The 22,904-nt window shown below is 63.7% G+C and carries 22 protein-coding genes; 8 read left to right on the top strand and 14 right to left on the bottom strand.

Features of this window, described 5'->3' with window-relative positions:
- Positions 1 to 5 precede the first annotated feature (5 nt).
- Together AC0L3S_RS05580 and glsA are read left to right on the top strand one after the other, a co-directional pair.
- Positions 6 to 2,081, top strand: coding sequence for a TRAP transporter permease (locus tag AC0L3S_RS05580; RefSeq protein WP_473278363.1), 2,076 nt, complete (start codon positions 6 to 8; stop codon positions 2,079 to 2,081).
- 22 nt (positions 2,082 to 2,103) lie between these two features.
- Complete coding sequence (gene glsA, locus AC0L3S_RS05575; RefSeq protein WP_473278362.1) at positions 2,104 to 3,951, top strand: glutaminase A; 1,848 nt, start codon at positions 2,104 to 2,106, stop codon at positions 3,949 to 3,951.
- A 5-nt stretch (positions 3,952 to 3,956) separates the two neighbouring features.
- Here the strand turns inward: glsA and AC0L3S_RS05570 are convergent, their stop codons facing one another.
- The 14 genes from AC0L3S_RS05570 to AC0L3S_RS05505 form a co-directional block, all read right to left on the bottom strand.
- Entirely contained in the window at positions 3,957 to 4,259 is a 303-nt protein-coding gene (locus tag AC0L3S_RS05570) for a nucleoside triphosphate pyrophosphohydrolase family protein (protein WP_007592303.1), read from the bottom strand.
- A 26-nt stretch (positions 4,260 to 4,285) separates the two neighbouring features.
- On the bottom strand, positions 4,286 to 4,813 hold the full coding sequence (locus tag AC0L3S_RS05565) for a carboxymuconolactone decarboxylase family protein (RefSeq protein ID WP_473257475.1): 528 nt from the start codon (positions 4,811 to 4,813) through the stop codon (positions 4,286 to 4,288).
- Positions 4,814 to 5,299: 486 nt separating this feature from the next.
- A complete protein-coding gene (locus AC0L3S_RS05560; protein ID WP_473278361.1) occupies positions 5,300 to 5,659 on the bottom strand; it encodes a Zn-ribbon domain-containing OB-fold protein in 360 nt (119 codons plus the stop codon).
- A complete protein-coding gene (locus AC0L3S_RS05555) occupies positions 5,656 to 6,792 on the bottom strand; it encodes a thiolase family protein (protein ID WP_473278360.1) in 1,137 nt (378 codons plus the stop codon). Before AC0L3S_RS05555 ends, AC0L3S_RS05560 begins: the two co-directional genes overlap by 4 nt.
- Complete coding sequence (locus AC0L3S_RS05550) at positions 6,789 to 8,012, bottom strand: CaiB/BaiF CoA transferase family protein (protein ID WP_473278359.1); 1,224 nt, start codon at positions 8,010 to 8,012, stop codon at positions 6,789 to 6,791. The genes AC0L3S_RS05555 and AC0L3S_RS05550 overlap by 4 nt, the downstream gene beginning before the upstream one ends.
- A 123-nt stretch (positions 8,013 to 8,135) precedes the next feature.
- Complete coding sequence (locus AC0L3S_RS05545) at positions 8,136 to 8,342, bottom strand: hypothetical protein (RefSeq protein WP_473278358.1); 207 nt, start codon at positions 8,340 to 8,342, stop codon at positions 8,136 to 8,138.
- Between the two features lie 115 nt (positions 8,343 to 8,457).
- Positions 8,458 to 9,627, bottom strand: coding sequence for an acetyl-CoA acetyltransferase (locus AC0L3S_RS05540; protein ID WP_063992796.1), 1,170 nt, complete (start codon positions 9,625 to 9,627; stop codon positions 8,458 to 8,460).
- Between the two features lie 59 nt (positions 9,628 to 9,686).
- Positions 9,687 to 10,337: a bifunctional 4-hydroxy-2-oxoglutarate aldolase/2-dehydro-3-deoxy-phosphogluconate aldolase gene (eda, locus tag AC0L3S_RS05535; RefSeq protein ID WP_007609035.1), complete on the bottom strand. Its 651-nt coding sequence runs from the start codon at positions 10,335 to 10,337 to the stop codon at positions 9,687 to 9,689.
- Positions 10,338 to 10,350: 13 nt separating this feature from the next.
- A complete protein-coding gene (locus tag AC0L3S_RS05530; RefSeq protein ID WP_473278357.1) occupies positions 10,351 to 11,331 on the bottom strand; it encodes a sugar kinase in 981 nt (326 codons plus the stop codon).
- A 23-nt stretch (positions 11,332 to 11,354) separates the two neighbouring features.
- Positions 11,355 to 12,341: a D-erythronate dehydrogenase gene (gene denD, locus AC0L3S_RS05525; protein ID WP_473278356.1), complete on the bottom strand. Its 987-nt coding sequence runs from the start codon at positions 12,339 to 12,341 to the stop codon at positions 11,355 to 11,357.
- A 79-nt stretch (positions 12,342 to 12,420) separates the two neighbouring features.
- Positions 12,421 to 13,296 (bottom strand): carbohydrate ABC transporter permease, encoded by an 876-nt coding sequence (locus tag AC0L3S_RS05520; protein ID WP_473257496.1) that lies wholly within the window; start codon positions 13,294 to 13,296, stop codon positions 12,421 to 12,423.
- A 2-nt stretch (positions 13,297 to 13,298) separates the two neighbouring features.
- Positions 13,299 to 14,246 carry a carbohydrate ABC transporter permease gene (locus AC0L3S_RS05515; protein WP_473257499.1) on the bottom strand — a complete coding sequence of 316 codons (948 nt, stop codon included), beginning with the start codon at positions 14,244 to 14,246 and terminating at the stop codon, positions 13,299 to 13,301.
- A gap of 66 nt (positions 14,247 to 14,312) precedes the next feature.
- The gene (locus tag AC0L3S_RS05510; protein WP_473257501.1) at positions 14,313 to 15,626 is read right to left on the bottom strand and encodes an ABC transporter substrate-binding protein; all 1,314 of its coding nucleotides are present in this window, start codon (positions 15,624 to 15,626) and stop codon (positions 14,313 to 14,315) included.
- 77 nt (positions 15,627 to 15,703) lie between these two features.
- A complete protein-coding gene (locus tag AC0L3S_RS05505; protein ID WP_473257504.1) occupies positions 15,704 to 16,765 on the bottom strand; it encodes an ABC transporter ATP-binding protein in 1,062 nt (353 codons plus the stop codon).
- A gap of 202 nt (positions 16,766 to 16,967) precedes the next feature.
- Between AC0L3S_RS05505 and gntR the strand changes: the two genes are divergently transcribed.
- The 6 genes from gntR to AC0L3S_RS05475 all read left to right on the top strand — a co-directional run bounded on the left by gntR (position 16,968) and on the right by AC0L3S_RS05475 (position 22,889).
- Positions 16,968 to 18,068, top strand: coding sequence for an HTH-type transcriptional regulator GntR (gene gntR, locus AC0L3S_RS05500; RefSeq protein ID WP_473278355.1), 1,101 nt, complete (start codon positions 16,968 to 16,970; stop codon positions 18,066 to 18,068).
- A 122-nt stretch (positions 18,069 to 18,190) separates the two neighbouring features.
- On the top strand, positions 18,191 to 20,020 hold the full coding sequence (locus AC0L3S_RS05495; RefSeq protein ID WP_473278354.1) for an IlvD/Edd family dehydratase: 1,830 nt from the start codon (positions 18,191 to 18,193) through the stop codon (positions 20,018 to 20,020).
- A gap of 132 nt (positions 20,021 to 20,152) precedes the next feature.
- On the top strand, positions 20,153 to 20,884 hold the full coding sequence (locus tag AC0L3S_RS05490) for an SDR family oxidoreductase (protein ID WP_473257510.1): 732 nt from the start codon (positions 20,153 to 20,155) through the stop codon (positions 20,882 to 20,884).
- Between the two features lie 16 nt (positions 20,885 to 20,900).
- Positions 20,901 to 21,647 (top strand): SDR family NAD(P)-dependent oxidoreductase, encoded by a 747-nt coding sequence (locus tag AC0L3S_RS05485; RefSeq protein WP_473278353.1) that lies wholly within the window; start codon positions 20,901 to 20,903, stop codon positions 21,645 to 21,647.
- Positions 21,648 to 21,654: 7 nt separating this feature from the next.
- On the top strand, positions 21,655 to 22,047 hold the full coding sequence (locus AC0L3S_RS05480) for a GFA family protein (RefSeq protein WP_473278352.1): 393 nt from the start codon (positions 21,655 to 21,657) through the stop codon (positions 22,045 to 22,047).
- A gap of 161 nt (positions 22,048 to 22,208) precedes the next feature.
- Entirely contained in the window at positions 22,209 to 22,889 is a 681-nt protein-coding gene (locus tag AC0L3S_RS05475) for a site-2 protease family protein (RefSeq protein ID WP_473278351.1), read from the top strand.
- Positions 22,890 to 22,904: the final 15 nt, after the last annotated feature.

Raw genomic sequence — 22,904 nt, 5'->3', positions numbered from 1 at the left:
CGATCATGTCGTCTGCTTCAGTCTCCACCGCCCCGCAGGACGAGGCCAAGCGGATCGTGTTCGACGATCCGCACGGCGCGGCCGGCAACATGCAGGAGGCGGAGGTCACGCGCGTGCGAAGCTTGCGCGGTGCCTGGCGCTGGATGCTCGTCGTCGCCACCGCAGCGACCATCCTGCTCTGCATCAACCAGCAATTCTCGCTGCGCTTCTTCGTCGGCTACACCCAGCTCAACACGGAGTACTTTTATCTCCTGATCGCGCTGATGCTGCCGTTCACGTTCCTGATCTTCCCGGGGACCTCGCGCGCGCCGCTCGACCGCATTCCCTGGTATGACCTTGTCTGCTTCGTCGTGACCTTTGCCGCGGCGCTCGTGTTGATGTCGAACGTCCGCAAGGCCGCGGAGGCCGGCTGGGAATTCGGCGGCGCGCCGAACAGCGTGACCGCCGCGGGTCTCGTGATGTGGGTGATGCTGATGGAGGCGCTGCGCCGGACCGGCGGCTGGAGCCTGTTACTGAGCGTACTTCCCTTCACCGTCTATCCGCTGTTCGCAGAATCCAGCTGGTTAGGTCCGTTCCGCGGCACGCAATCGACTCTGGAGCAGGCGACCGCCTATCACGTGCTGTCGGGCGAGAGCCTGCTCGGCATTCCCATCCAGGCGTTCGCCGACACCGTAATCGGCTTCCTGGTATTCGGCACCGCGCTGATGATGACGGGCGCCGGAAAGTTCTTCATCAATCTCGCCTTCGCGCTGTGCGGCACGTTCCGCGGCGGCGCGGCCAAGGTCTGTATCTTCGCCAGCGGCCTGCTCGGCATGATGTCGGGCTCGATCATCTCCAACGTGCTCACCGCCGGCACGATGACCATTCCGGTGATGAAGAAGAGCGGCTTTCGCGCGTCCTACGCCGGCGCGATCGAGGCTTGTGCCTCGACCGGCGCGGTGCTGGCTCCGCCGGTAATGGGCGCGACCGCCTTCGTGATCGCGCAATTCCTCAATGTCAGCTACGCCGATGTCGCGCTCGCAGCCATCATTCCGGCGGTGCTCTATTACATCGGCCTGTTCATGCAGGTCGATTCCTACGCCGCACGACACGGGCTGAAGGGCATTCCGCGCGCGGAGTTGCCGCGCGTCATGGATACGATCAAGGATGGCTGGTACTACGTCTTCGTGATCGCGCTGCTGATCGTGATGCTGCTCTACTTCAAGCGCGAGAGCCATGCGCCGTTCTACGCCACCGCCCTGCTTCTGGTCCTCAACCAGCTGTTCGCGAAGGACACGCGCTGGACTGTCGCGACCATCGGCAAATTCCTCGAGGTCAACGGGCGCACCTTCGTCGAGCTCGTCGGCATCCTCGCCGGCTGCGGCCTGCTGATCGGCGCCTTCTCGATGACCGGCGTGGTGTCGAGCCTCGCCAACGATTTGCTGCGCATCGCCGGCGACAATCCGTTCCTGCTGCTCGGCATGTGCGCACTGACCAGCCTGATCCTCGGGCTCGGCCTGACCACGACGGCCTGCTACATCTTTCTCGCCATCCTGGTCGCGCCGGCGCTGGAGAAGCTCGGGTTGAACAGGATGGCCGTGCACATGTTCATCTTCTACTGGGGCATGCTGTCCTCGATCACCCCGCCAGTCGCGATCGCCTCGTTCGCGGCCGCAGGCATCGCCGGCTCGCCGGCGATGAAGACGGGCTGGGAATCGATGTGGGTCGGCAGCATCATCTATTTCATTCCGTTCTTCTTCGTGCTCAATCCGGCGCTGGTGCTGCAGGGGCCGAGCCCCTATTTCGCCGGCCTCGGCTTGATGGCGCTCGCGGCGTTCGGCACGCTGTTCATCTGCGGCGGCATCCAGGGCTACCAGCCCTTCGTCGGCGATCTCCGCGGCGCCGGTGCCCTGGAATGGCCAATCCGCGTGCTGCTCGTGATCGGCGGGTTCGTGGTGGCTACCCCCGGCGGCGGCATCATGCCGCTGTCGCAGATTCAGGTGACGCTGCTCGGCCTCGCCATCCTCGTCCCTACGGTTTTGCTCGCCCTGCTGCTGGTCCGGCGGCAGACCGTGGTGCCGGACGGGTTGCGCGTGCCCTGATTGCGTTGCACAAAGAGAGGCGATGAAACCGCTTTCGCCTCTCGCCACCGCCTGGACCCGCTCGAAGCCGCCTTTGCTGCGGTTTCTGGACAATTGCCTCAACGAATTCTCGGCGGAGACCTCCGGCACAGTCGCCGATTACATTCCCGAGCTGAGCAAGGCCGATCCTGCCTGTTTTGGCGTCAGCCTCGCGACCCTGGACGGTCATGTCTACGAGGTCGGCGACTCCAGGGTGCCCTTCACCATCCAGTCGATGTCAAAGCCGTTCGTGTTCGCACTGGCGCTGGACCTGCTCGGCGCAAACAGGGTCGAGAGCGCGATCGGCGTCGAGCCTTCAGGCGATCCCTTCAACTCGATCCGGCTCAACTCGGAGAACCATCCCTTCAACCCGATGGTCAATGCCGGCGCGATCGCCTGCACCGGGCTGATCCACGACAGCAAGGGTCCAGATGCCTTCGAGCAAATTCGCCTCGCGCTCAGTCGTTTTGCCGGCCGCGACCTCGCCGTCGACGAGGCCGTCTACGCTTCCGAAAGCCAGACCGGCGACCGCAACCGCGCCATCGGCTATCTTCTCAAGACCAATGCGGTGATCTCGGACAATGTCGCCGCCGTACTCGACGTCTATTTCCGGCAATGCGCGGTGCTGGTCACCGCGCGCGACATCGCGGTGATGGCGGCAACGCTCGCGAACCGCGGCGTCAACCCGGTCACAGACGAGCAGGTGCTGACGCCTTACGCAATCTCGCGCACGCTGTCGGTGATGACGTCGTCGGGCATGTACGACTATGCCGGCGAATGGATCTACCGGATCGGCATCCCCGCCAAGAGCGGCGTCGGCGGCGGAATTCTCGCAGCCCTCCCCGCCCGCCTCGGGCTCGGCAGCTATTCGCCAAGGCTCGACAAGCACGGCAACAGCGTGCGCGGCATCAAGGTCTGCGAGGCGCTGTCCTCGCATTACGATCTGCATATGCTCAACCGCAGCGACGATGCGCGCAACGCCGTCATCGCCGATTACGACATCGGCAAAAGTCCGTCGCGGCGCGTGCGCCGCCCGCAGGAGCGCGATATTCTCGCGGCCCACGAACAGGAAGTGCGGATCATCGAGCTGGTCGGCACGCTGTCGCTGTCGGCTGTCGACTATGTCTCGCGCCGGCTTGCGGGCCGGCCGCGGCCGCAATTCGTGATCTTCGATCTCCACCGCGTCACCTCCACCACGCGCGCCGGAGCGCGGCTGGTGGCCGAAGCGTTCGAGGAGCTGGCGGCGCTGAATGTGACTGTCGTCCTGTCAGGCGTCAGGCGCGCCTCCAAGGAATGGGACAGCCTGCGGGAATGGACCGCCGAGCTCAAGAACGTCCGCGACTTCTATCTGCTCGACACCGCGATCGAATGGGCCGAAGACCAGATCATCTATCGGTACGGAGGTTCGATCGATTTCCACGAGACCACCGAGCTTGCCGAACAGCCGCTGCTGGACGGCATGAGCGAGGAAGAGCTGACCGACCTCGCCTCGATCTGCACGATCCGGACCTATCAATCCGGGACAAAGATCCTCACCACGGGCGATCCCGCCGATGCTCTGTTCTTCCTGCGCAGCGGCGCCGTGCATGTCACGCTGCCCGACGGCGTGCGGCTGGCGACGCTCACCGCCGGCATGGCCTTCGGCGAAATGGCCCTGATCGAGACCACTCGCTCCGCCGACGTGTTCGCGGACATGGCGGCGACCGCGTTCGAAGCGCCCCTGAAAGCGTTCGAACGCTTCCGCAAGCAACACCCGCACGCCAGCGAACGCATCATGCGCAATCTTGCGCAGCTTCTCGCCGACCGCCTGATCGTCGCCAACGCCAGGGTGGATATCCTGACGTCGACCTGAGCGGCCTAGCGGCCCGCCGCCTCGCTGATCCGCCGATTGATCTTGGCCGCACTCGCCTTGAGCAATTCGGATGGCTGCTGGCCGGTCGCGGCGCACAGGCAGGCCCAGTAATAGATGACATCGCCGAGCTCTTCGACGAGGCCTGCCTGGTCAAGCCAGTCATCGCGCAGCAGCTTCTTGATGTGCTCGGCGACCTCGCCGGATTCGCCGGCGAGACCGAGGCCCAGATAGGACAGCCGTTCGTTGGACGGATGCTCATCGACTTTTGCAACGGTGGCGGCCCAGGCCGCATATTCATCGATTGTCATGAGCATCCCTCACAGCAATTGCTCGATCAGCCTACCACTTCGGTGACCGGCTGAAGGTCGATCTCAAAGGTCTCCAGAAACTTTGACGTCATGATGTAGAATCCGACCGAGAGCTGCAGTTCAACCAGCGCGGCCGGCGTCAGCTTCGATGAGATCGCCTTGAACGTCGCATCAGTCGGCTTGTTCAATTTCACGATCTCGTCGGTGAAGGCGAGCGCGGCACGCTGCACCTCGTCGAAGCACTTGGCATCCTGCCAGTTCTCGATCGCTTCGTTCTGCTCGTCGGTGACGCCGACATTCTTGCCGATGCGCTTGTGCGCGACGATCTCGTACGGCGCCTCGCACAAAATGCCGGTGCGGGTGATCGCGAGTTCGCGCACGATCGGATCGAGCTCCCCCTTGTGGCGGATGGCGCCGCCGAGCCGGCAGTACTGCTCGAAATAGCTCGGCGAATGCGACATCATCCGGAAGATGTTGGCATTGCGGTTCTTGTCGAGGATCTCGCGGGTGCGGTCGGATGCCTTGGACGGGTCGCTGTAGTTGATACGGGCCATGATTTTCCTGAAGTTTTTCCCTAGGCCTTTGATGCTTTTTGTCGCTAGCGGCGAAAGTTCCACGAAACTGTATTCTTGCGCGTCCGCAGGAGCAACAACATCGAGTCAAAATGCCGCCGCATTGCTGAACGACCTTGGCACAGTCGATATTCGCCGCGTGGGGACTTGATCGCGGCGGATACTCGCAAGGGGTGTTCCGAGTAAAAACAATTGGCCATTGGGCGCTAACCGCGCATCGATGAGTCACGCCCAAGTCTAGGGAGAAAATGGCATGAAGGAAGCCACCAAGGGGGCGGCCTCGGAAGCGTTCGCGCATATGCTGGCGGTGATGGCGATGCTCGTCATCGCCAGCATCTTGTTCTACGGGCGTTAGTTAAGAGTCGCGTAGGAGTTTTCGTCATTCCGGGGTGGCCCTCGCACAAGCCAGGCCCAGAATTCCCGTTCCAGGCTCGGTCTCTCAGGACCGCCCCCGAATGACGAATCCCACTATGATCTCTTCGTGAAAAACGGCACAATCTTCCCAGCGAACAGTTTGAAGCTCGCACTGACCTCATCGCCGATGGCGAGATCATTCTCACCATGCGCCATCATGCGAAAACCCTCGGCGCAATCGACCAGCAGGATGTTGTAGGGCACGTGGGACCGCGTCTCAGGCGTCGCGGCGCGGCAGACCAGCGATGCCGCGTAGACCCTGCCCTTGCCGCTGGCGTGCTGCTCGCGCGGATCGGACGCGCCGCAGGCCGCGCAGAAGGCGCGGTGGAAATACTGCACATGTTTGCATGAGGTGCAGGTCTGAAAGGTGATGACCTGCTCACCTTGGGTCCAATCCGCGATTCGCTCGCTCATCGCACCCGCTCCAGGAACATGGTCACGTGAGACGACAGCACGCCGCCGTCGCCGTGCAGCAGCGCGATCGAGGCGTCACGCACCTGACGATTCGCCGCCCGCCCCGTCATCTGCAGATGCGTTTCGACCAGATGCGCCATGGCGCCACCGACGCCGCAATGACCGTAGCTGAGCAGGCCGCCATGGGTGTTCAGCGGCATTGCGCCGTCGCGGCTGAAATGGCCTGCGCGCACGCGCGCGGCTGCCTCGCCCCGGCCAGCGAGGCCGAGGTCTTCCAGCAGCATCGCGAGCGTGATCGTAAAGCTGTCGTAGATCGCGGCGTAGCGCACGTCGGAAATCGCGAGGCCGGTGGCCTCCCTGGCGCGGGCGACGGAGATCTCGGCGCCGAGTTCGCTCAGGGCGGGCGCTGCAGTAACGTGCTGATGGGTATGAGCCTGGGCACAGCCGCGAATGCGCACGCCGGCCTCTCCGGTCCGCTCGCGGCTGATGACGAAGGCGGCGCCGCCGTCGGACACCGGGCAGCAATCGAGCAGCTTCAGCGGCATCGCCACCGGCTTCGAGGCCATGACGTCGGAAACAGTGATGGGATCTTGGAATTGCGCACCGGGATGAGTGCAGGCGTGGGTGCGCATCAGCACCGCGAATTCGGCGAGGTCTTCTTCTGTCACGCCGTATTCGTGCATGTATCTGTTAGCGACGAGGCCGTAATAGGCGGGAATGGTCGGTCCGAGCGGCACCTCGTAGTCGGGATGGCCGACCTGCGCCAGCGCCTGGATCGAGGCATCGCGGCTCTGCCCGGTGAGGCGGTTTTCGCCGGCCACGACAAGCACATTGCTGGCGACGCGCGCTTCGACCAGATGATGGGCGAGCATGGTCATCGCGAGGCCGGTCGCGCCGCCGACCTGGACGGCGTGGGCGTAACTGGGGCGGATGCCGAAATGCTCGGCAAAGACGGTCGCCAGCATGATGTGCGGCGAGACGGTCGAGTAGCCGCAGAGGATGCCGTCGATCTCGGCGCGCTTGAGCCCGGCATCATCGAGTGCGGCCTGCGCGGCCTTGCTCATCAGGTCGAGCGAGGACGAGCCTTCGTGCTTGCCGAAAGGCGTGAGGCCGACGCCGGTGATGAAGCTCATGGGCGCACCAGTGCATCGTCATTCCGGGGCGGCGAACGGGTGACGCCATCGCGGACCATGGCGTCGATCTCGTCGGCGGAATAGCCGATCTCACGCAGGATTTCCGCGCCGTGCTCGTTGAGCTGCGGCGCAAGCCGTACCGGTTCGGCCTCGGTCTCCGACCAGGTCGCCGTCACCCTCATGCTCCGGATCGGCCCTTCAGTTGGATGGTTCACCACTGGGAAAAAGCCGGTCGTCTCCAGATGCTCATCGTGCAGCATCGACGCAAGGTCGTGCATCGGCATCACAGGCACGTCCGCCCTGGTCAGCAGGTCGATCCATTCTGCCGTGGAACGCGTCTCGAAGATGCGCGCGAGCTCGGCATAGACGACGTCGATATTGGCGGCGCGACCGGCGAAGCTCGCGAACTTGGGATCGGCGCGCAGATCGTCGCGTCCCGTCGCCTTGAAGAAGTTCTCCCACTGCTTGTCGTTGTAGACGATGACGCTGAGATAGCCGTCTGATGTCTTATAGGGCCGGCGGTCGCGCGAGAGGTGGCGGGCGTACCCGCCCTTGTCGAGCGGGGGCTCATAGGTCAATCCGCCCATGTGGTCGCCCATGACGAAGCCGGCCATGGTCTCGAACATCGGGATGTCGACGCGCTGGCCGCGTCCGGTGCGGTCGCGATGCACGAGGCTGGCGCAGATCGCGCCCACGGCAGTCAAGCCTACGATGCGGTCGACCAGCGCGTTCGGCACATAGCGCGGCACACCGTCACCAGTCTGCGCCATCAAGGTCGGCAGCGCGGTGGCGCCCTGGATCAGATCGTCATAGGCCGGTTTTGCAGCATACGGCCCGTCCTGGCCGAAGCCGAACACGCCGGCATAGACCAGCCGCGGGTTGATCTTGGAAACAACGTCATAGCCGAGTTGAAGCCGCGCCATCGCCTGCGGGCGGACGTTGTAGACGAGAACGTCGGCGTCTTTCAGCAAGCGCAGCACGGTCTCGCGGCCGGCGGGCTTTTTCAGGTCGAGGCAGATCGAGCGCTTGCTGCGGTTGGTGTTGAGGAACACCGGGCCCATGCCGGCGTGCCGCATCGGACCGATCAGGCGGGTGACGTCACCGTCCAGAGACTCCACCTTGATGACATCTGCGCCGTAGTCGCCGAGCATCTGGGTCGCATAGGGACCCATCAGCACGGTGGTCATGTCGACGACCTTGATGCCCTTCAGCGGCCCCATCGTTCACTCCCGATTGCGCGGGCTCAAGGCGCGGCCCTGCGATTTCGGTTCAGCTAACGGCAGCGGCGGCGCGTGCGCAAGGGCGGCTGGCGTATGGCCGCATGCGCCGGCGGCGAAAGGCCGCTATTTCTTCTGACGGGATTCGCGAACCTTGAGGAGACGGTCGAGCTCCTCGTTCTGCTGGTTGATGCGGTCCGCGATCCGCGACTCGCTCTGCTCACCCGAGGCGGCCGCGGCCTGCTCGATGAGCTGGCGGATATTGTCCTCGAGAATCGCGATGCGGTCGTTGAGTGTGTCCATCGACAGCGAGTCTTCGTAGTCATTGCTCATGATGTATTCCCTGCAAATCGATCAAGAGCTTTAAGGGCCCCGGGCGGGCCCACCATGATCTAGCGCAAGAAGAAGGTGGGCATGGGCGCTTCTCGCCTTTGCCCACCGTGGAGCCTTACTTCAGCGGCTCCAGTACGGAGACGTAGTTGGCGACCGCGGCGCCGCCCATGTTGAAGATGCCGCCGAGTTTTGCGTTTTTGAGCTGCATCCCCTCGGGCGCTTGGCCGGCGAGCTGCATCGCGGTCATCACGTGCATGGAGACGCCGGTGGCGCCGATCGGATGGCCCTTGGCCTTCAGGCCACCGGACGGATTGACCGGCAGCTTGCCGTCCTTGAGCGTCCAGCCTTCCTTGATGGCGCGGGCACCCTGCCCCCTGGGCGTCAGGCCCATCGCTTCGTACTCGATCAGCTCGGCGACGGTGAAGCAGTCATGGGTCTCGACGAAGGAGAGATCGGACAGTGTAATGCCCGCCTTCTCCAGCGCGCGCTGCCAGGCGACCGTGCAGCCCTCGAACTGGAGGATGTCGCGCTTGGACATCGGCAGGAAATCCTGGGCGTGCGCGGTGGCGCGGAAGCCGATCGACTTGCTCATGCCCTTGGCGGTTTCCGCGTCGGCCAGCACCAGGGCAGCGGCACCGTCCGAGACCAGCGAGCAGTCGGTGCGCTTCAGGGGGCCGGCAACGTAGGGGTTCTTCTCGCTCTCGGCGCGGCAGAAGTCGAAGCCGAAGTCCTTGCGCATCTGGGCGAAGGGATTGGCCACACCGTTCTTGTGGTTCTTGGCCGCGATCAGCGCCAGTGCGTCGGACTGGTCGCCGTATTTCTGGAAATAGGAGCTGGCGATCTTGCCGAACACGCCGGCGAAGCCGCCGACGGTGTCGCCGTCCTCAGGCAGATAGGACGCCTTGAGCAGGTTCTTGCCGATCTCCGGCCCCGGCGTGCGCGTCATCTGTTCGACGCCGACGACGAGGACAATCCTGGCCGCGCCGGCCGCGATCGCGCGCACGCCCTGATGGACGGCGGCGGAGCCGGTGGCGCAGGCGTTCTCGACCCGGGTCGCCGGCTTGAAGCGCAGCTTCGGGTCGGCCTGGAGCACCAGCGACGCCGTAAAATCCTGGGGCGAGAAGCCGGCGTTGAAATGGCCGAGCACGATCTCGTCGACATCGCCGGCCGAAATGCCGGCATCCGCCAGCGCCTCATTGGCGACCTTCACCACAAGGCTTTCCACGGTCTCGGTGTCGAACTTGCCGAACGGCGTATGCGCCCATCCGACGATGCTGGCGGTCATGGTCATTCTCCCTGGCGCTCTCTTGCTGAGCTAAGTCTTAGCTCAGCGATGGCAAGACTTCACGCGGGTTTAAGGGCCTGGAGGGTGCGCTGGCAGATGGCAGTTATGCCGGCCCAGTTCCCGGCCCTGATCTCCGCCGTCGGGCACAGCCAGGAACCGCCGACCGCGATCACATTGGGCTCCGCGAGCCAGGTTGCCGCATTGGTCTCGCCGACCCCACCGGTCGGGCAGAACCGCACGTTCGGGAACGGACCACCCAGCGAGCGCAGCCCCTTGATGCCGCCGGCCTGCTCGGCCGGGAAGAATTTTGCGACGTCGAAGCCGTAGGACAGCGCCATCATCAGTTCGGAGGCCGTGGCGATACCCGGCGCAAACGGCAAGGAGCTATGGGTCGCGGCCGCCAACAGGTCCGGTGTCAAGCCCGGGCTGATGCCGAACGCAACGCCGAGCTTCTCGACACGCGTAAAGTCGGCCGGATTGAGAATCGTGCCGATGCCAACCACCGCCTCGGGCACCTCGGCCATCATCGCCCTCGCCGCCTCGATCGCAACAGGGGTCCGCATGGTCACCTCCAGCGTGCGGACGCCGCCGGCCACCAGCGCACGCGCCAGCGGCACCGCATCCTGGATACGCTCGATGGTGAGGACGGGGATGACGGTCGCGGCCTTGAACAGCGCGACGAGGTGGTTCTGCTGGGCAGTGGTGGTCATCTTGGCTTTCGTTTCACTTGGTCGCTTGACGCGTCGTCGCCGGCCGGTGCCGTTTCTTCGGCGGCATGGCATACCCCGGAATGATGGCACCGGAATAGCAGATCACGAGGCTGGCGAGCCGGTGCCCGGCCTGGGCGGCCTCGACCGGGTCGGACCCAGCGAGCCGCGCCGCGATATAGGCCGCGGCAAAACTGTCGCCGGCCGCGGTGGTGTCGACCACGGGTTTGGTCATGGGCTCGGCGCGGACCTCGTAAGGCCCCCCGGGAAAACGCAGCAGGCTGACCGGCTCGGCGAGCCGGAACACCAGCTCGGGGCTCGGGATGTGCGCCATCAGCTGCTCGTGGCTCTCGCCGGGATAAAGGGCGAGCAGATCCTCGGTCGAAGTCAGCACGATGTCGGCAGCCGCGAAGGCCGCTGAAAACACCTCGCGCGCGACATCGCGATCCGGCCATCCCCGCGCGCGGAAATTGGTGTCGAACACGAAGCGGGTGCCGAGCAGGCGCGCGCGCTTGATCGCCGCGAACAGCCGCTCGCGCCCGGCCGCGTCGTAGATCGAGAGCGTGATCGCAGAGAGATAGACGATGTCGTAGCTCATCAAGGAGTTGAGGAGATCGTCCGTCTCCGGCAGATTCATCAGCTGTCGCGCCGCCGCACTGTCGCGCCAGTGGAAGAACTGGCGCTCCCCCTTCGCATCCAGCTGGATCATGTAGAGGCCGGGCAGCTTGCCGGGCAGGCGCGCGACGCGCCTCGTGCCGACGCCCTCCGCAGTCCAGGCCGCGATCATCTCATCGCTCAGGGCATCGTCGCCAAGCGCGGTAAAATAATCGACTTTGACCTCGAGCCGCGCGAGGTACACGGCCGTGTTGAGAGTGTCGCCGCCGAATCCACGCGAGTAGAGGCCACCACCCTGCCCGCTGGAATGTCCGGCGGATTGTCCACCCTGGGCCTGCCGGAGCTCGACCATGCATTCGCCGATGCAAGCAACGCTCGCCATCACTTTACCCGCTCAGTCAGGGATCAGGCGACGAAATTGCCGCCGAGCTCGTCTTCGATGTGAATGCGGATGATGTCGTCGAAAGTCTTCTCGGCGGTGGTGAAGCCGAGCTCGAGCGACCGCTTTGCATTGAAGTTGCGCGGCCAGCCGCCGACGATGCCGACGATGAAGGGATCCGGCTCCCGCTTGATGCGGGCGGCGACCTTGTCGCCGGCGACGCGCTTCAGCGCAGCGATCTGCTCGCCAACCGTCGCCGACAGGCCCGGCATGGTCAAATTACGGCGCGGCCCCACTGCGGCCAGGTCCATGGTGCCTGCATGCAGCAGGAAGCCGACGGCGGAGCGCGGCGTGGCATGCCAATGGCGGACGTCCTCGGACACGGGAAGGACCGCTTCCTTGCCGGCCAGCGGCTCGCGCAGGATGTTGGAAAAGAAGCCCGATGCCGCCTTGTTGGGCAGGCCGGGCCTGATGCAGATGGTCGGCAGGCGGATGCCGATACCGTCGAGGAAACCGCGGCGGGAATAGTCGGCCAGCAGCAATTCGCCGATCGCCTTCTGCGTACCGTAGCTCAGAAGCGGCGTGTGGAAGAACTCGTCGCCGATCGCATCGGGGAACGGCGCGCCGAACACCGCGATCGAGGACGTGAAGACCACGCGCGGCTTGTAGCCGCCGCCGGCGAGCCTGACGGCATCGAGCAGCATCCGCGTGCCGTCGAGATTGATGCGGTAGCCCTTGTCGAAATCGAGCTCGGCTTCGCCCGAGACGATCGCGGCGAGATGAAAGATCACGTCCGGACGGCCGGCGATCAGCTTTTCGGCCGCACCCGGCACGGCGAAATCGCTCGACATGGTCTCGACGGCAAAACCGGCTTTTTCCGGCGCCTTCGGCTCGACCACGTCATGCATAGTCAGCTTGGTGATGTCGCTCTTGCCGAGCCGGCCGTCGCGCAACAACCGTTCGCATAGTTTGCGGCCGACCATGCCGGCGGCGCCCAGAACCAGAATGTGCAAGAGCCTACTCCTTTTTATTGGCCGGAACGCGCCGATTTTGCCGATTCGTCCTGGCGCGTTCTCAAGGCAGGCCCCGCGATCATTCCTTCACGGCGCCGGTCATCGCCGACACATAGTACTCCACGAAGAAGGAATAAAGGATAACTACGGGAACCGAGCCGGTCAGAGCCGCCGCCATCAACGCGCCCCAATGATAAACGTCGCCATTGACGAGCTCGGTGATCGCGCCGACGGGGATCGTCTTGTTCTCGGACGAGGAGATGAAGGTCAGCGCGTAGATGAACTCGTTCCAGGACAACGTGAAGGCGAAGATGCCCGCCGAGATCACGCCCGGCAGCGACAGCGGCAGCGTGATCTTCATCAGAATCTGCAGCCGCGTCGCCCCGTCGATCAGCGCACATTCCTCCAGCTCATAGGGGATGGTGCGGAAATAACCCATCAGGAGCCAAGTGCAGAACGGGATCAGGAAGGTCGGATAGGTCAGGATCAGCGCCAGATTGCCGTCGAACAGGCCGAGCTGAAACACGATCGCCGCCAGCGGAATGAACAGGATCGAGGGCGGCACGAGATAGCCGAGGAAGATCGCAAGACCGACATAGCGCGAGCCCTTGTAGCGCAGGCGCTCGATCGCGTAGGCGGCGCAGACGCTGGCGAACAACGAGATGAAGGTCGAGGACACCGAGACGATCACGGTGTTCCACATCCAGAGCGGATAGTCGGTGTCGAAGAACAGCTTCTTGATGTGCTCCAGCGTCGGATGCACGATCCAGAACGGATTGTACTTTTCGTAGTCGTACATCTCCGCGTCCGGCTTGAACGTCGCGATCGCCATCCAGTAGAACGGGAACAGCAGGAAGAAGATGATCAGGCCGAGCGGAAAGTAGACGCGGAGAAACCTCCGCGGGAAGCTTTCGAGGTAGTCCATTCCGACGCTTTGGTCGTCCGCCGTGGTCATGGTCAGTCCCTCCCGCCCTGCTGCCAGCGGGAACGCTGAAGCCCGAAAAAGCTGAGCAGGATCGCCGCGACCAGGAACGGAATCATCGCGTTCGAGATCGCCGCGCCCTCGCCGAGATTGCCGCCGGTGATGGCGCGCTGGAACGACAGCGTCGCCATCAGATGGGTGGCGTTGATCGGCCCGCCCCGCGTGATGGTGTAGATGAGCTGGAAGTCAGTGAAGGTCATCAGCACCGAGAACGTCATCACCACCGCGATGATCGGCGACAGCATCGGCAGCGTGATGTGACGGAATCGCTGCAGATTGGTGGCGCCGTCGAGATTGGCGGCCTCATAGAGCGAGGGCGAGATGGTCTGAAGTCCCGCCAGCAGCGTGATCGCCACGAAGGGCACGCCGCGCCAGATGTTGGCGGCGACGACCGACCAGCGCGCATTCCAGGGATCGCCGAGGAAGTCGATATAGCGTGTGATCAGACCGGCCTTGATCAACACCCAGGAGATGATCGAGAACTGGCTGTCATAGATCCACCAGAACGCGATCGCAGAGAGCACCGTGGGCACGACGAAGGGCAACAGGACGATGGCGCGGACCATCGACTTGAACGGCAGCCGCTCGTTGAGCAGCAGCGCCAGGTAGAGTCCGATGGCGAATTTCACCGCGCTGGCGGCGACCGTGTAGAAGATGGTGTTGAACACCGACAGCCAGAACACCGAGTCCTTCGAGAGCGAGACGAAATTCTGGAAGCCGATGTAGCGCCCGGCGCCACCGATCTTGGTGTCGGTCATGCCGAGCCAGAAGCCCAGCGCCAGCGGGTAAGCCAGAAACAGGATAAGGATCGCGATTGCCGGCACCATGAACATCGCGCCGAGAAAATGCCGGCTTTCGAATGCTCTGGTCCACAAGCTGGGGCGCTTGACCTGCGCGACTGCGGACTCGGCCATAACTGCCATGTCGGATTCCCCTCGACGAAAAGTCGCGGCGTCCGGCGAACCGGACGCCGCGCAGAATGGAGCTGATCAGACCTGGTAGTAGCGCTTGGCGCGCTCGGCTGCGCGTGCGGCTGCCGCCTTCGGCGTCACGGAGCCCGACGCGGCTTCCGCGAACATGTCGACGACGACGAAATCGCCCATCACGGCGGCCGAGGCATAGCCGAGATCGCCGGCATAGCCGTTATCGCGGCAACGCTTTAGGCAGTCGCGATACGGCGTGATCTTCGGATCCGACGTCCACACCGGGTTGTCGTTGTAAGCCGGAAGCGGCGGCGACACGTAGCCGTTGGACGAGACCTCCCAGGCATCGTAGTTCGCCTTGTCCATCATGAACTTGATGTATTCCTTGACCGCCTTGGGATACTTCGAGTGCTTGTAGCCGTAATAGACGAGCACGTTCTGCTGCTCGGTCGACACGCCCACGGGACCGATCGGCATCGGCGCGTGGTTCATGTCCTTGGCGATCTCCTGCTGCTTCGGATCGGTCGAGTTCTTGCCGACGGTCCAGATCGAGATGCCGTTCAGCGTCAGGCTGAGCTCGCCGTTGAGGAACGCCTTGTTGTTATTCGAGTCGTTCCACGACAGCACGCCGGGGATGAAGGTCTCGTAGAGCTGCTTGACGTATTCGAGCGCGGCGATCGTCTCCGGGGAGTCGATCACGACCTCGTTCTTGTCGTTGACGACCTTGCCGCCGAAGGCCCACAGCGCCCACTGGCACCAGCCGTTGGCGTCACCCGTGGCGTGGCCGAGCGCGAAGCCGGCCGGCGTGTTGTTCTTCTTCAGCGCCTGGCAGAGCTTGAGGAAGCCGGCGGTGTCCTTGGGAAATTCATCGAAGCCGGCGGCCTTCACGTGGCTGACGCGGTAGTTCAGGCAGCCGCCGGTCGCGCCCTGCGGAATGGCGATCCAGCTGTTGCCCTTCTTGCCATAGCGTTCGGCAACCGGATACCAGCCGCCATATTGCGCGCCGAGATAGTTGGCGACGTCAGTCATGTCGATGAGCTTTTCCGGGAACTTGTGGGGATCATCGAGCGTGCCGATGATCAGGTCGGGACCGGCGCCGACATTGGCGGCGACCGCGGCTTTCGGGCGGATGTCCTCCCAGCTCTCGGCCTCGAGCTTGACCTTGACGCCGGTCTTCTCCGAGAACGCCTTGGTCTGCTCGGCGAATTTGTCGAACTCCGCCTGAATGAACTGCTTCCAGCGCAGCACGCGGATGGAGGCGTTCGGCTCGGGCGTGTTGGTCCACTCCGCCGCGCGCACCGGGACGATACCCGGGCCGGCCAGCAGCGCCGCGCCGCCCAGACCGACTTTAAGCACACTTCGCCTGTCGAAATCGCTCATCGTTCTCTCCCTAATTTTATATTTGTATTGGGTCGTCTTGTATTGGGTAGTTCTGCTTGGGCCGTTCTTCGGCCTCGCTACACGCGTTTGCCCGTCGCCTCGTCGAACAGATGAATCACGGAGGGATCGGGCTTCAGCTTGACCTTGTCACCCGGGTTGAACTGGTGACGTTCGCGGAAAACCGCGACGACCTGCTCACCGCCGAGCTTCGCAAACACCTGCGTTTCCGAGCCGGTCGGCTCGACCACGACGATCTCGGCATCGGCACCGTCGTCAGCGATGGTGAAATGCTCGGGACGCACGCCGTAAACGACAGGACGCCCGTCGGACGCCGCCGGCGCGTTCTTGAGCGGCAGCTTGACGCCGTTCGGCCCCTCGAAGGTCGCAACGCCGTTGACGCGCACATGACCCTTCAGGAAGTTCATGGACGGCGAGCCGATAAAGCCGGCGACGAACTGGTTCTCGGGCTTGTCGTAGAGCTCGAGCGGCGTACCCATCTGCTCGACGATGCCGTCATGCATGACGACGATCTTGTCGGCCATGGTCATGGCCTCGATCTGATCGTGGGTGACGTAGACCGTCGTGGTCTTCAGCCGCTGGTGCAGCTCCTTGATCTCGGTGCGCATCGCGACGCGCAGCTTGGCGTCGAGATTCGACAAGGGCTCGTCGAACAGGAACACCTGCGGATCGCGCACGATGGCCCGGCCCATGGCGACGCGCTGGCGCTGGCCGCCGGAAAGCTGGCGCGGATAGCGTTCGAGCAGCGGTGAGAGGGCCAGGATCTCGGCGGCGCGCTTGACGCGCTTGTTGATCTCTTCGGTGCTCTCGCCCCGCAGCTTCATCGAGAAACCCATGTTCTCGCCGACGGTCATGTGCGGATAGAGCGCGTAGTTCTGGAACACCATCGCAATGTCCCGCTCCTTGGGCTGGACATTGTTGACGACGCGGTCGCCGATCGAGATCGTGCCGGAGGTGATGTTCTCGAGACCGGCGAGCATGCGCAGAAGCGTCGACTTGCCGCAGCCGGAGGGGCCAACCAGGACGACGAACTGGCCGTCCTCGATCGGAATCGAAACGCCGTGCAGGACTTCAAAATTGCCGAACGATTTCCGCACGTCGCGAATTTGCACAGACGACATCTAGCTCCCTCCTCGAAAGTCCACGACGCCTCTTGCGCCGCGACCGTCTTGTTTTTTCAGACTTCACCGAACGAAGCCCAACCTTAGCGGGCGACATTGTCGGCAGTTTGTGCGGTTTTGGCAATTTGTCTTTGGTTAGTCCGTGCTGGTAGCGCTGTCAACGTTCCTTTGTTTGCGACAATGAGTGTGTTAAGAGCAGCGAATGGGTCGAAACCGCACCAAGTCAGGCAAAATCCGGCTGGCGGAAGTCGCCGAGCTTGCCGGCGTCAGCCCGATCACGGCGTCGCGCTTCTTCCGCAATCCCGAGGCGCTGTCGATCGCCAAGCGGACCCGGGTCGAGAGCGCGGCCAGGGAGCTCGGCTATGTGCCGAACCTGGCGGCACGCGCGTTGGCCTCGCAGCGTACAGAGGTGATCGGTGTCTTGATCCCGTCACTGACCAATAACGTGTTCTCCGACGTGCTGCGCGGCATCTACGACGCCTCCGAAAACAGCCGTTACTCGATCCAGCTGTCCAACACACGCTACAGTATTCTCCAGGAGGAGAAGCTGCTCCGCCTGTTTCTTGCGCAGAAGCCGGCCGGGCTGATCGTCACCGGCATCGACCAGACCACGGAATCGCGCGCGATGCTCGATGCCGCCGACTGCCCGATCGTGCAAATCATGGAGATCGGACCTAATCCGATCGACATGATGATCGGCTTTTCGCACTATGACGCAGCCCGTGCGGCGATTGCGCATCTGTTCGTGCAAGGTCACCGCAAGATCGGCTTCGTCGGCGCGCGGATGGATCCGCGAGTGCAGCGGCGGCTCGACGGTTACGTCTCGGCCATGAAGGACGCAGGACTGTTCGAGCAACGCCTCGTCGTCACGACGGCGACTCCGACCTCGGTAACGCTCGGAGGCGCCCTGTTCACCGATCTCCTGGCGCGTGAGCCCGGCATGGACGCGGTGTTCTGCGCCAATGACGACCTCGCGCTGGGTGTGCTGTTCGAATGCAAGCGCCGCGAGATCGCCATCCCTGAACAGATCGCGATCGTCGGCTTCAACGATCTCGAATTCATGGCCTCCGCCGTCCCGACTTTGACGAGCGTGCGCACCAACCGCTACGAGATGGGCAACACGGCCGCCAGCATGCTGATCGACGCGATCGACGGACGGCGCCCGGAGCACCCGGTGCTCGATCTCGGCTTCAAGGTGATCGAGCGGCAAAGCTCGTTGGCCCGGCGGTCGGACAACCGGCCAGCCGCTTCAGGCACAGGCGCTGCGAACAAAATGGTAGCGTTACCAAGTGGCCATGACTAGTATCGGATTTGTGAGGAAACGACCCGCCAGCGGGCAGGCAAATCGTCGCTCGCGCCGTTGGGCATCGCACAAGCCGATACCCTAAAACGGACGCCAGTGCGTTTGCATTGCAGGAGAAACCAATGACAAAAAAACCAACCAATGGGCATGCCCCCGCCGGCAACGGCGCTCGCCGCCACCTCCGCTCGCAGGAATGGTTCAACAATCCGCATAATCCGGGCATGACCGCGCTCTATATGGAGCGCTATTTGAACTATGGTCTCACCCGCGCCGAGCTCCAGTCCGGCAAGCCGATCATCGGCATCGCACAGACCGGCAACGACCTCTCCCCCTGCAACCGCCACCATATCGAGCTTGCTCATCGCGTCCGGGAAGGCATCCGCGAGGCCGGCGGCATTGCGATGGAATTCCCGACTCATCCGATCCAGGAGACCGGCAAGCGGCCGACCGCGGCGCTCGACCGCAACCTAGCTTATCTGGGCCTCGTCGAAATCCTCTATGGCTATCCGCTCGACGGCGTGGTGCTGACCACCGGCTGCGACAAGACCACCCCGGCCTGCATGATGGCGGCCGCGACCGTCAACCTGCCCGCGATCGTGCTGTCGGGCGGCCCGATGCTGAACGGCTGGCACAATGGCGAGCGCACCGGCTCCGGCACGATCGTGTGGAAGTCGCGCGAGCGGCTCGCCGCCGGCGAGATCGACTATGAAGAGTTCATGGAGATTGTGGCGTCATCGGCGCCTTCGGTCGGCCATTGCAACACCATGGGCACCGCCTCCACCATGAACGGGCTTGCGGAAGCACTCGGCTTCTCCCTGCCGGGCTGTGCGGCGATCCCCGCTCCCTATCGCGAGCGCGGCCAGATCGCCTACGAGACGGGAAAGCGTATCGTCGACATGGTTTGGGAAGACCTCAAGCCTTCGGACATCCTGACCCGCGAGGCGTTCGAGAACTGCATCGTGATCAACTCGGCAATCGGCGGCTCGACCAACGCGCCGATCCACATCAACGCGCTGGCGCGCCACATCGGCGTCGAGCTCTCGATCGACGACTGGCAGAAGGTCGGCCACGACGTGCCGCTGCTGGTCAACATGCAGCCGGCCGGCTTCTATCTCGGCGAGGAATTCCACCGCGCCGGCGGCGTGCCAGCCGTGGTGCGCGAATTGATGAAGCACAAGCGGATCCACGAGAACGCTGTCACGGTCAACGGCCGCGGCATCGGCGAGAACTGCGCCAATGCGCCAAAGCCCGACAACGACGTGATCTGGGCTTACGACAAGCCGCTGGTGAAGGACGCCGGCTTCCTGGTGCTGAAGGGCAATCTGTTCGATTCCGCGATCATGAAGACCAGCGTGATCTCCAAGGAATTCCGTGATCGCTACCTCAGCAATCCGACCGATCTCAATGCCTTCGAGGGCCGCGCCGTCGTGTTCGAGGGTCCTGAGGACTATCACGAGCGGATCAACGATCCCTCGCTCGAGATCGACGAGCGCTGCGTGCTGTTCATCCGCGGCACCGGCCCGATCGGTTATCCCGGCGGCGCCGAGGTCGTGAACATGCAGCCGCCTGCGGCGCTGATCAAACGCGGCATCATGTCCCTGCCCTGCATCGGCGACGGCCGGCAGTCGGGCACCTCGGGCTCGCCTTCGATCCTCAATGCTTCGCCGGAAGCCGCCGCCAATGGCGGGCTCGCGATCCTCAGGAACGGCGACAAGGTGCGCGTCGATCTGAACAAGGGCAGCGCCAACATTCTCATCTCGGACGACGAGGTGAAGAAGCGCCACGCCGAGCTCAAGGCCAATGGCGGCTTCAAGCATCCGCCGAACCAGACGCCGTGGCAGGAGCTTTATCGCAACACCGTCGGCCAGCAGTCGACCGGCGCCTGCATGGAGCTCGCCACGCGCTACCAGAACGTCGCCGGCAGCTTCGGTGTGGCGCGGGACAATCACTAGCAGCGACATCGTCATTGCGAGCGCAGCGAAGCAATCCAGATATATCTCCGCGGAGACAGTCTGGATTGCTTCGTCGCAAGTGCTCCTCGCAATGACGAGCCGATAGAACTTTCAGGCAAGGGAGAAGAAAAAATGGCAGACCGCCTCAAGGGAAAGCGCGCCGTCATCACGGCTGCAGCGGCAGGCATCGGACGCGCATGCGCCATCGCATTCGCGCGTGAAGGCGCAACCGTCATCGCCACCGACATCAACGAGAGCGGCATCGCGGGCCTGACCAAGGAAGGCATCGCCGAGGTCGCCAAGCTCGACGTCCGCAACACCGCCGACGTCAACGCCTTCGCCAAGCGCATCGGCAAGGTCGACATCCTGCTCAACGCAGCCGGCTTCGTGCACCACGGCACCATCCTCGAATGCTCGGAAGAGGATTTCGATTTCTCGTTCGACCTCAATGTCAAATCGATGCACCGGACCATCAGGGCCTTCCTGCCGGACATGCTCGCGGGTGGCGGCGGCAGCATCGTCAACATCTCCTCCTGCGCGGCGCTGCGGCCGCCGGCCAACCGCTACGTCTACAGCGCCTCGAAGGCCGCGGTGTCGCTGCTGACGCGCGCGGTCGCGCTCGACTTCATCACCAAGGGCATCCGCTGCAACAGCATCTGCCCGGGCACCGTCGAGACGCCTTCGATGCTCGACCGGGCCGCAGCGCAAGGGCCGCAGGGCAAGGAGATGTTCGTCTCCCGCCAGAAGATGGGCCGGCTCGGCACCGCCGACGAGATCGCGTCCATGGCGGTCTATCTCGGCAGTGACGAGAGCGCGTTCACCACCGGCGTCGACCTCGTCGTCGACGGCGGCTACATGCTCTGACGCCAAGGCATCCAGCATGAACAAGATCGATCTCAACGGCCGCTTCGCCATCGTCACCGGCGGCGCACAGGGCTTCGGCCGCGCCATCGTTCAGCGCTTCGTCGCCTCCGGCGCCAAGGTCGCGATCTGGGATTTCGACGCCGCGCTGGCCGAGAAGACGGCAAAGGAAATCGGCGATAACGCCCGCGTCTTCAAGGTCGACGTCACCGATACCGTGGCCGTCGAGCAGGCGCGCGACGCGACGCTGGCCGCCTTCGGCAAGATCGACATCCTCGTCAATAACGCCGGCGTCGCCGGGGTCAACAAGCCGGTCTGGGAGACCGATCTCGAGGAATGGCGGAAAGTTCTGCGCATCAACCTCGACGGCCCCTTCATCGTCTGCAAGGCGATCGTGCCCGCGATGCTCAAGCAGAAATACGGGCGCATCGTCAACATCGCCTCGATCGCCGGCAAGGAAGGCAATCCGAACGCCTCGCACTATTCGGCCTCCAAGGCCGGCCTGATCGCGCTGACCAAGTCGCTCGGCAAGGAATTGGCGACGCATGACATCCTCGTCAATGCGGTGACGCCGGCCGCGGCCAAGACCGCGATCTTCGACCAGATGACGCAGCAGCATATCGACTTCATGCTCTCGAAAATTCCAAAAGGCCGCTTCGTGCTGGTGGAAGAGCTCGCCGCGATGGTGAGCTGGCTCGCATCCGAGGACTGCGCGTTTTCGACCGGCGCGGTGTTCGACATCTCTGGCGGGCGCGCAACTTACTGAGGGCGTCATGATCAGAGAAGGCGGATGTCTGTGCGGGACGGTGCGGTTCAAGGCGGAAGGTGAGCCGCTCAACGTTCGCATCTGCCATTGCCGCATGTGTCAGAAGGCGATGGGCTCGCCCTACTTCGCCCGCGCGCAGTTCGACCAACGCGCGCTGACCGTCGAGGGCGACACCGAGCGCTATGCGTCGTCCGAGCACATCGACCGCGTGTTCTGCAAACGCTGCGGCACGCGGCTGTTCGCCTGGCGGCGCAACGGCACGCTGGCGGGCGTCGCACTGGCGACCTTCGACGATCGCAACGCGTTTGTGCCGACCGAGCACATCTGGGTCAGCGAAAAGATGGGCTGGGTGACGATCGAAGACGGCATGATCCGATATGAGGGGACGATCCCGACGTAGCTCATGCGGCGGCAAGGCTCGGTGTCAAGGCCGCCGGTCGCGCCAATCATTTGCGGCGTGGCATTTCGGAGCTGGCCACCCTATGTGAGGTGAAGCGCTGCTGCACCACCGGTTTGGCTGGGTCGGCTGCAAGACCGCAGGCAAACCGGGACGGACGAACCGTGAATATCTCTCTCTATGACCTCTCGGTGTGGGTGCTGCCGCTGGTGCTCGCCATCACTTTCCACGAGGCTGCGCACGCTTTCGTCGCATATCGTCTCGGTGACGACACCGCATGGCAGCTCGGCCGTGTCAGCTTCAACCCGCTCCGCCATATCGACCCGTTCGGCACGCTGATATTGCCGGCGATGCTGCTGTTCGCGCATTCGCCGTTCCTGTTCGGCTATGCCAAGCCTGTGCCGGTGAATTTCCGCAAACTCAACGACCCCAGGCTCGGCATGGTCTGGGTGGCGCTGGCCGGGCCCGCCACCAACATCCTGCTGGCGCTGGCCGCAGCTCTTGCCCTGCACGCCCTGCCCTGGGCTCCGGCGAACTCGGCGCAATGGGTCTTCGACAATCTCAAGAACGCACTGCTGATCAACGCGGTGCTCGCGGTGTTCAACATGATGCCGATCCCGCCGCTCGACGGCGGGCGCGTCGCGGTCGGGCTGCTGCCCCGGCCGCTCGCCCTGCCGCTGGCGCGGCTCGAGCCGTTCGGGATGCTGATCCTGATCGGTCTGCTGATCCTGCTACCGCTGGCGGGCTCCCAGTTCGGTCTAAATCTTGATGTTATTTCAGCAATACTGCGAACGTTGACCGGTTATGTGATTCAGGGTGTTCTCATTCTGACCGGCAATGCGTAGTTGAACAGCGACACA

The sequence above is a fragment of the Bradyrhizobium sp. Ken01 genome (genome assembly GCF_055807355.1).
This window is presented reverse-complemented; position numbering and strand designations above follow the sequence as displayed.